Here is a 9,219-nt window from a genome sequence, read left to right as displayed (position 1 = left end):
TCGGATGGAGGGGACACTGATGTGTTACCATCGTCATCAGGCTCATGACAACCCTTGGATTCATATTGGCGAGCAGGATATCACGTCGATGGTGGATTTCGATATTTGCCAGCGTGTTGCGAAGCAAGTAAATGCTGCGATCATCGGTTATATGACACAAAAGTCATTTTTACTCGAACAGGGCTTGCTAAATGAATTGCAGCAGCATACCAACCCAGATCCGTTTAGTGCGGAAGCGCGTCGCAATCGTGCCATTCGACAATTGCTGCTGAGTGATCAGATGAGTGAACGGTTTCATGTACTCCTTTTGTCTTGCGGTTCGAAATCGGAAATTGGAATATTATAAGATTCAACACAAAAGAAGCGCCATGAGATCGCCGATCTCTTGACGCTTCTTTCTGTATCTATTCATTCTTTCATTCATTAGCCGTCCGCAACAAGTCAACAGACAGTGATGCTGCTAGTAAGGGTTTTTCATAACGAAGACGCTCCAGTACGAAAAGCCGCTGAAGCATACGACCATGTACGCCCAAAACAGCATTGTATATGTACGTTCGGACAATTTCAAGTAACCCAGCAACACAAAAAAAGCAGTCTGCATGAAGAACAGGAGCGCCATCTCAATCATGTCTCCTGCAAACGCCATCAGACCGATTACTAATGTCCAGAAGCCGAGTACGCGATACATCCGTGCCACGATTCATCCCCCTCTCGTTACGTTCAACCCAACATTTACTATTGACATTATAGCGTTCTAGTCATCTGGTGTAAACTGCCAATCTTGATGGATTAACGAACTTTTTCGGAATCTCCCCTTCATTGTGATCTATTGTATGGACAGGCATACGTATGATTCATAGAAAAAATGGATATACATTTTAGTATCCGATAGATTCTATGAACTCTACCATGGGCATAGAGATGGAATAAGCGGTTGATTACCGACTGATCATCCTTCGTCGCTTGCTTCAATGCATATGGCGTGGGTGCTGTATACAACCGAATTGAATGAGTGTCGTTAGGAGGGTATCGCATGACAGCAATTAGACAAGATGCGTGGACAGCGGACGATGATTTGATTTTGGCAGAAGTGACGTTAAGACATATTCGAGAAGGAAGTACTCAGCTAGCTGCTTTTGAAGAAGTAGGGGAAAAGATTGGCCGCACGTCTGCGGCTTGCGGATTCCGCTGGAATAGCTGTGTCCGTAAAAAATATGAAGCTGCCATTCAGCTTGCAAAAGCACAGCGGCAAAAGCGCAACTATATGAAAAAGCAGCCTATTGGTGCACAGGTGGCCTCTATTGCATTGGCGGACAGTGAAGAAGTTGGCCTTAAGCCAGAGCTCATTACCGAGGAATCACTCTCCATGGATATGGTGATCCGCTTCTTGCGTCAATGGCGCAACAGTTATCAAGAGCTGTCGCGTCAATTGAAGCATACGGAGAAAGAACTGCATGATAAGGAAGAGCAGTATCATCGTCTGCGTGAAGAGAATGAGTATCTCTCCAAACAGGTGAATGCCGTTCAAACGGATTACCGTACGGTAAATGATGATTATAAGGCGCTCATTCAAATTATGGATCGTGCTCGCAGATTAGCGATTTTAAGTGAAGAAGAGGACGACTCCAAAACTCGCTTTCGGATGGACGCCAATGGCAACCTAGAGCGAATTGAATAGTTCCATCCGCTTACAGAAAGCGTGAAGGGAGAGCATTGCTCACTCTTTGCGCTTTTTTGTGTTTTTGCATTTGGTTTGATATAACAAATAGGATACTTGTACACAAGGGAAGGTGCCTAATATGGATATCGATATTATTGGCGGGGGGTCATTGGGGCTGCTTCATGCAGCGATGCTGATGAGAACGCGCAATTCAATAGATAGCAGTAATACGAAGGTAAGGATGTGGACACGGACTCCGAAGCAGGCGGAGCTTATCCGTAGTCAAGGGATTCATCTCAAGGATCTGGATGGGAGGCATGACCATATTTATCCGGTACATGCCTATCCGTTGGCAGAAGCAGGAGAAGTACTTGAACGGACAGGTATGAGAGCGAGCAGCATATGGTTGTTCGTGAAGCAGACACATATTGATTCTGAGCTTCTCAGTCGGTTAGAGAAGTTTCCTAGAGAGCAGACAACTTCATTGGTGTGCTATCAGAATGGGGTTGGTCATATGGAATCACTTCGTGCGGTATGGCCGCAAGAGCAATTAGTATGGGCGGTTACAACGGAAGCGGCTAAGCGAGTAAATTGCAATGAGGTTGTACATACGGGGCGCGGGCATACGTCAATTGGCATCTGGCAGCCTGCTGGAAGCCGAACAGAACAGAAGGATTTAGTCAATTCTTTATGTTTGTCAACAAAGAAGTTGCTAGAAAATGCAGGATTTCAAACGTTTTGTCGAACAACATCGAAGGTATGGTTTATCAGAAATTGCTTGCCAATGTCATTATTAATCCATTAACGGCTGTGCTGCGCATCAAGAACGGTCAACTGCTGCTGCAAGAGGACAGGCTGTCCTTAATGAAGGAGCTGTTTGGCGAGGCTGCTGCGGTATACCGAGCGGCTCATATTTCTATCGATGAAGAGAAGGATTGGGAGCGGGTTGTTCAGGTGTGCCGGATGACTTCGTCCAATTCGTCGTCCATGCTTCAAGATGTAGAAGCGGGAAGAAGGACAGAAATAGAGGCTATAACGGGGGCGCTTATCCGAATGGCTGATCGATATGAGGTTGCAGTACCGCTTCATCGTATGATGTACCGTCTTATTCTAGCAAGTTGCGAATAACATTTCCCGTGCTGATCCCTTGTTGAGAGGAGTGAGTCTACCCGAATATGTTTCAACTGATGTATGACGGATTCGTTCTGCTTTCTTTACTGCCCTTCTTCCCATTTCTTATTACTTGGCTAATTGGTAGGGGGCTGCTTAAACCGAAGAAGAGGGCAATTAAGCTGGCAATGGATATAACGACGGTGTTTCTCATTGCCTCGGTAGGCGGTTTATATAATACGTTGTTTGATTCAAAGGCAGGATTTTATTGGATACTGTTCTTTCTGTTAATCGCAGCAGGATTAATCGGTGGGTTGCAACAGCAGAAGTATGGCAAGTGGGATCCGAGAAAAATGATTCGTGTCATTTGGCGAATAACATTCTTCTTGCTTGGCGTACTGTACGTTTTCTTGCTATTGATTGGAATAATTATTTATTCAGCAAGCATGTAGGATAAGCTATACTCATAAAGGTAGATTAGTGATAGGACTCATGCATCGATATTAATGGATGATGGCAGCTAGTTGTTGAATTGTGCATGAAGGAATGGAATACATAATCTTTGTTTTGACGGTCAGAAGCCGCATTGTGTACAATCGAGACGAGGCAAAAAGGGAGGCGGCTATCTTTTGAAATGGCCAATATTATCTATTCCGGTTCAGCAACCGCTGACCGTACAGTACATGGAACGCGAACCATCTGTTGTCGAGACGTTCTACGAATATCATCCGGACTTGGATTGGGAGAAGAGAGCGGATTGGGTGGAGCGTTCGGGACAGCTAAGAGTGAATCGCACACGCTTGGCCGATGTGCTTACCCGCTATAATGAGCGGTTCAATAACAGCCAAGCTGTACGAGATTCCATAGAACGACTGAAGGATGAACGGTCGTTAGTCGTTGTAGGAGGACAGCAGGGCGGCTTGTTTACAGGTCCACTGCTTGTTCTGTATAAGGCAATTTCCATTATTCGAATGGCGCAAGAAGCAGAAGTCAAATTAGCAAGACCAGTGGTTCCTGTCTTCTGGATTGCTGGAGAGGATCATGATTTTGATGAGGTTGATCATACGTATGTGGTAACCTCAGATCCTGCTGTACAGCGTATACGAATGGAGAAGCCAGGGGATCGACGTGCCCCAGTGAGCCATGTGAAGCTGGATGCTGCTGCATGGGAATCGGTTCTCACCGAGCTAGAGAGATCCTTGCCAAAGACTGAGTTTACACCAGGGCTGCTTGAGCACCTGCGTGAATCAGTGGCTACTTGTGCCACGCTGTCAGATTCCTTCGCAGCGACTATGGGCCGACTATTTGGTGAATATGGTCTCGTGCTCATCGATTCAGCAGATGACGGACTGCGTGAGCTTGAAGCGCCTATGTTCGAGGCGATCCTCCAGCACAATGACCGACTGGAGAAGGCCTACGACACCAGTGAGCAGCAGCTTGCTTCTTATGGCTATAGCCCTCAGGCGGTACGTTCCGAACACAGCGCGAATCTGTTCCTCGTTCGTGACGGGGAGCGCCACTTGCTGCATAAGGAGAACGGGCAATTCGTCAATCATCGCCAAGGAATATCGTGCACGATGGAGCAGATGTTGGACATCGCACGGAATTCAACGCAGCAGCTGAGCAATAATGTATTGACGAGACCGCTTATGCAGGACTATTTATTCCCAGTACTGGCTACCGTGCTCGGACCAGGAGAAATTGCTTACTGGGCACAGACGAAGCAGGCATTCAGAGAGCTGGGCATGAGAATGCCAATCATATGGCCACGCATGGGATTTACTTGTATTGAGGGGACACTAAATAAGCTTCTGGATAAGTATGAGCTGTCGGTTGAAGATGTTGTGTATCATTACGAAGCAAGAAGAGCTTCGTGGCTGGAAGCGCAGGATGCACTTCACTTGGATGAACGCTTCGAGACGCTGCGTGCAGAAGTGGATACCAGATATACGGATCTGCTGGAGGATCTTGTCGCATCGCTTCCTGCACTTGGGAAACTTGGTGCTACGAATCATAATAAGGTACTTGAACAGATTGATTTCCTTCATCACCGTGCTAAGGATGCGATGGCGAAGCAGCATGAATCAGGCTTGCGGCAGTGGGAACGGCTGCATGTCTCCCTTCATCCGCTTGGCAAACCGCAGGAGCGTGTGTTGAATATGCTAGGGTATGCCTGCCGCTACGGTGAGAATTGGTTTGCAATGTTGATGGAAGCTCCTGTCGTATGGAGAGGAGAACATCGCATCGCCCTGTTGTCATAAGCTATGTTATGAGCATGAGCTGGAAAGACCCAATTTCTTGAAATCTAGACGGATCATGAAATGGCTTCTTAATCCAAATGGGAGAGGATGAACTGTCCATGAGTAATACACCAACTCGTAATACAAATGCGGCAAACAAGAGCATCATCCAAGATATTGCATTGGCACCAGAAGGTCATTTGAAAATTGAATGGGTTCAAGCGCATATGCCTGTGCTTAACCGCATTCGGGAACAATTTGAGGCGGAGCAGCCGTTCAAAGGACTCAAAGTAGCAATATCGCTTCATTTGGAGGCGAAGACCGCTTATTTGGCGAAGGTCGTTAAAGCTGGCGGCGCTGATGTAACGATAACAGGAAGCAACCCGTTGTCGACGCAGGATGATGTATGCGCCGCGCTAGTTGAAGACGGCATTACTGTATATGCCAAGTACAACCCAGATCCGGAAGAATATAAGCAGTTGCTTATTCACACATTGGAGACGAAGCCTGATTTGATTATCGACGATGGCGGAGATTTGGTCTCGATTCTGCACGCTGAGCGCCCTGACTTGCTTGATCAAGTGAGAGGCGGTGCGGAAGAAACGACTACAGGCATCCTCCGCTTGAAAGCGATGGAGAAGGATGGCACGCTTCAATTCCCGATGGTTGCCGTTAATGATGCGTATTGCAAGTATTTGTTCGACAACCGTTATGGTACTGGTCAGTCAGTATGGGATGGCATTAATCGTACAACGAATCTGGTTGTAGCCGGCAAGACGGTGGTCGTGGTCGGGTACGGATGGTGCGGTAAGGGTGTTGCCATGCGTGCCAAAGGTCTCGGCGCGAATGTCGTTGTTACCGAGGTGGATGCGATCAAAGGCGTGGAAGCCTACATGGATGGATTTACAGTGCTGCCGATGATCGAAGCCGCTCGTGTAGGAGATATCTTTGTAACCGTCACAGGCAACCGTGATTGCATCCGTGGTGAGCATTATGACGTGATGAAGGACGGTGCCATCTTGTCCAATGCTGGACACTTCGATGTTGAAGTGAATAAGCCTGAGCTTGAGGCTCGTTCCACATCTGTACGTACGGTACGCAAGAACATTGAAGAATACAAGCTGCAAGCTGGCCGCAGCATCTACTTGCTGGCTGAAGGCCGCCTAGTCAATCTGGCTGCAGGGGATGGCCATCCAGCTGAAATTATGGATATGACATTTGCGCTTCAAGCAATGTCCTTGAAATATGTAAATGATCAATATCAATCCATTGGGAAAAAAGTTGTCAATGTACCGTATGAGCTTGATGAGCAAGTAGCACGCTACAAGCTGGAGTCGCTCGGAATCTCAGTAGATACGCTTAGCAGCGAGCAAAAGTCTTACTTAGAGAGCTGGCAAGAGCATTGATGGGATAAAGCCTGTATCATACAAGAAGGAAGAACCGCCATTAGCGATAGGCTAGTGGCGGTTTTATTTTGGGTATGAAGCTTACCTATGCAACATATTTTTTGGCAATTCGTCTATTGATTGAGTATGGAGAACGAAGCCATTACATCCAAGATATCCATGCCAAGATGATAGAGGGGGCATACGGGATGAAAAAGAGAAATTGGGGATGGCAAACAGTCGTGCTGGCGTCGCTTCTGCTGTTGCTGCTTCTTGGTGGCTGTAGTTCAGCATCAGACAGTCAAGGGTTAAAGCCGGGGAATTCAGCGCCAGAAGGGGCGCAGATGGAAGGAACCAGTAATGATGCTGCTGCAAGCAGCGAGGAACCATTGCAGGCTGGTGCGGGGCAGCAAGTGCAGCAAGTGCAGGTAAAGACCGAGCGCAAGCTCATTTATGAAGCGCAGCTTCGCATGGAAGTTGCCGACTACGGGGCTGTGAAAGAGAAGCTGAATCGATTCATTGCGCTATCACAAGGTTATGTGCTGCAATTTTCGGATCAGGAGACAGACAGCGAGCGAGGCGGATCCTATGTCATTAAGATTCCTGCTGTTGGATTTCAATCGTTCATTGATGAGCTAGGAAAGTGGGAGTCGATCTCCTATACTCGTCAATATTCGGCTAATGATGTGACCGAGGAGTATGTTGATTTACAGGCGCGGCTTAAGGCGCGCCGCACAGTAGAGTCAAGACTGCTGTCCTTCATGGAGAAGGCGACGAAATCGGAAGATTTATTAAACTTCTCGAATGAGCTGGGGAATGTACAATCGGAAATTGAGCAAATTGTGGGAAAAATGAGGTATTATGATAACAATGTGGCAATGTCCACGATTACATTGGATATGTTTCAACGCCTAAAAGCAAAGCGTGGTCAAGCGCTTGAGGATGCATTTGGAACTCAGGTGGCAGATACCCTTGTAGGCAGTTGGGACGCTCTTGTAAAATGTGTGAAGTCTATTGTTCTCGTGCTTGTTGCGCTGCTTCCTTTTCTTTGTGCGCTGCTCATTATCGGAACTCCGATCTGGCTGATTGCCAGAAGGAGGAGAGGAAGGAATGGAAACTTGAGCGGGAATACCGGGGAGAATGTGTTGGGATCACGAACACCTGCAGATGCTGAGGCGGCAGAGGCAGCATTAGAAGACGCAAGTAAACACAAGGCTACGGACTCTTCTGAAGTGCAGAGTGACACAGGCGGCTCGGCTGTAGACAATGGTGAAGATAGAAGGTAAGAGCATGATTAGACATGTTGGTGTACTGTCTTCGTATGTGTTAATGGAAACATATCCAAAATTTATATAGGCCTATTTCGCAATAAAATCCTGCTTTCTAGCAGGATTTTTCTCTTTTATGGCGAAGTATACATTCGTTGTGGAGGAAAGTGGGGCACTGTGGTGGATTTAGGGGGAGGAGTGGTGGCTGATGTTCATGGGCGAGTATCAACATAGCATCGATGACAAAGGCCGTCTCATCATACCAGCTAAGCTGCGTGACTCTTTAGGAACCACATTTATACTGACTCGAGGGTTGGATCAGTGTCTCTTCGTCTACCCTATGAATGAATGGGAAGCACTTGAACAGAAGTTAAAGGCACTTCCCTTGATGAAAGCTGATGCTAGAGCCTTTACCCGTTTCTTCTTTTCGGGGGCAAGTGAATGTGAATGGGACAAGCAAGGACGGGTTACGATCCCTTCCCATTTGCGCGGCTATGCACATTTGGAAAAAGAATGCATGGTTATCGGTGTCCAGAATCGGGTAGAGATTTGGAGCAAGGATGCTTGGGAACAATATGTAGAGCAGTCGGAATCCGCATTTAACGAAATTGCGGAGACATTGGTTGATTTTAATTTTTAGGTGAACATCAGGACTATCATAACGCATCGCAGCTAGATGGGAACCGAAATTGGGAGGTATTGCGTTGTTTCATCATATTACCGTGTTGAAAGAAGAATCGGTAGAAGGCTTGCGAATACGTCCTGACGGCATTTATGTCGACTGTACGCTAGGAGGAGCTGGACACAGCGAGCGAATTGTTTCTCAGCTGTCATCTGCCGGAAGACTAATTGCGCTGGATCAGGATGATTGGGCGTTGAATAATGCGAAGGTTCGGCTTGCGTCTTATTTGGATCGAGTAACGCTTGTCAAAACTAACTTCCGCCATTTGGAGGAAGCATTGATTCAAGCGGGTGTACCGCAGGTGGATGGAGTTCCACAAGTGGATGGGATCCTATTCGATCTTGGTGTATCATCGCCTCAGCTTGATGAAGGTGAGCGTGGATTCAGCTATAACCATGACGCGCCGCTGGATATGCGTATGGATCAGAATGGCGAATTGACAGCTTACGATATTGTCAATGGCTGGTCAGAAGCCGATATCGCGAAAATTTTGTATCAATACGGGGAAGAGAAATTCTCGAAGCGTATTGCCAGAGAGATTGGCGCAGCTCGCGCTAAGCAGCCAATTCAGACGACCGGTGAACTCGCAGAGCTGGTGAAGGCAGGTATTCCTGCTGCTGCAAGACGAACCGGCGGACATCCTGCGAAGCGAAGCTTCCAGGCGCTCCGAATTGCTGTTAATGACGAGCTTGGCGCTTTTGAAGATGCCTTACATCAAGCGGTACGCTGCTTGAAGCCGGAAGGAAGAGTGGCTGTGATTACGTTCCACTCGCTTGAGGATCGGATCTGTAAGCATATTATGAATGAGTATGTAGGAAGATGCACATGCCCACCGGGGTTGCCAATGTGTGCATGTGGCCACAAAAGTGTATTG

General features: G+C 47.3%; 11 protein-coding genes. 10 read left to right on the top strand and 1 reads right to left on the bottom strand.

Annotated features, from left to right (window positions below; all coding sequences use genetic code 11):
* Positions 1-346, top strand: a 346-nt coding sequence (locus AZ66_RS23005) for an SAM-dependent methyltransferase (RefSeq protein ID WP_197081759.1), incomplete at its 5' end; no start/stop codon positions are given.
* Positions 347-460: 114 nt separating this feature from the next.
* On the opposite strand, the gene AZ66_RS23000 is transcribed toward AZ66_RS23005, so the two are convergent.
* Positions 461-697, bottom strand: a complete 237-nt coding sequence (locus AZ66_RS23000) for a DUF2626 domain-containing protein (RefSeq protein ID WP_021256770.1) — start codon at positions 695-697, stop codon at positions 461-463.
* Between the two features lie 336 nt (positions 698-1,033).
* On the opposite strand from AZ66_RS23000, the gene AZ66_RS22995 reads away from it, so the two are divergent.
* From AZ66_RS22995 to rsmH, 9 genes are all read left to right on the top strand, one after another.
* On the top strand, positions 1,034-1,678 hold the full coding sequence (locus tag AZ66_RS22995) for an RsfA family transcriptional regulator (protein WP_021258112.1): 645 nt from the start codon (positions 1,034-1,036) through the stop codon (positions 1,676-1,678).
* Between the two features lie 121 nt (positions 1,679-1,799).
* Complete coding sequence (locus tag AZ66_RS22990; protein WP_231587002.1) at positions 1,800-2,465, top strand: ketopantoate reductase family protein; 666 nt, start codon at positions 1,800-1,802, stop codon at positions 2,463-2,465.
* Positions 2,420-2,788, top strand: a complete 369-nt coding sequence (locus AZ66_RS32985; protein ID WP_231587001.1) for a ketopantoate reductase C-terminal domain-containing protein — start codon at positions 2,420-2,422, stop codon at positions 2,786-2,788. The genes AZ66_RS22990 and AZ66_RS32985 overlap by 46 nt, the downstream gene beginning before the upstream one ends.
* A 47-nt stretch (positions 2,789-2,835) precedes the next feature.
* Entirely contained in the window at positions 2,836-3,222 is a 387-nt protein-coding gene (locus tag AZ66_RS22985; protein ID WP_044356993.1) for a DUF3397 domain-containing protein, read from the top strand.
* A gap of 177 nt (positions 3,223-3,399) precedes the next feature.
* Positions 3,400-5,031 carry a bacillithiol biosynthesis cysteine-adding enzyme BshC gene (gene bshC, locus AZ66_RS22980; RefSeq protein WP_021258109.1) on the top strand — a complete coding sequence of 544 codons (1,632 nt, stop codon included), beginning with the start codon at positions 3,400-3,402 and terminating at the stop codon, positions 5,029-5,031.
* Between the two features lie 98 nt (positions 5,032-5,129).
* Positions 5,130-6,416: an adenosylhomocysteinase gene (locus tag AZ66_RS22975; protein ID WP_044356992.1), complete on the top strand. Its 1,287-nt coding sequence runs from the start codon at positions 5,130-5,132 to the stop codon at positions 6,414-6,416.
* Between the two features lie 188 nt (positions 6,417-6,604).
* Positions 6,605-7,681, top strand: a complete 1,077-nt coding sequence (locus tag AZ66_RS22970) for a DUF4349 domain-containing protein (RefSeq protein ID WP_082061694.1) — start codon at positions 6,605-6,607, stop codon at positions 7,679-7,681.
* 190 nt (positions 7,682-7,871) lie between these two features.
* On the top strand, positions 7,872-8,303 hold the full coding sequence (gene mraZ, locus AZ66_RS22965; protein WP_044356991.1) for a division/cell wall cluster transcriptional repressor MraZ: 432 nt from the start codon (positions 7,872-7,874) through the stop codon (positions 8,301-8,303).
* A 64-nt stretch (positions 8,304-8,367) separates the two neighbouring features.
* Positions 8,368-9,219, top strand: an 852-nt coding sequence (rsmH, locus tag AZ66_RS22960) for a 16S rRNA (cytosine(1402)-N(4))-methyltransferase RsmH (protein WP_044356990.1), incomplete at its 3' end; no start/stop codon positions are given.

Origin of the sequence: Paenibacillus sp. E194 (assembly GCF_000935845.1) — a bacterium.
Classification (GTDB): Bacteria; Bacillota; Bacilli; order Paenibacillales; family Paenibacillaceae; genus Paenibacillus_B; species Paenibacillus_B alvei_B.
The sequence above is the reverse complement of the archived record's forward strand: the minus strand, read 5'-3'. Positions and strand labels throughout refer to the sequence as shown.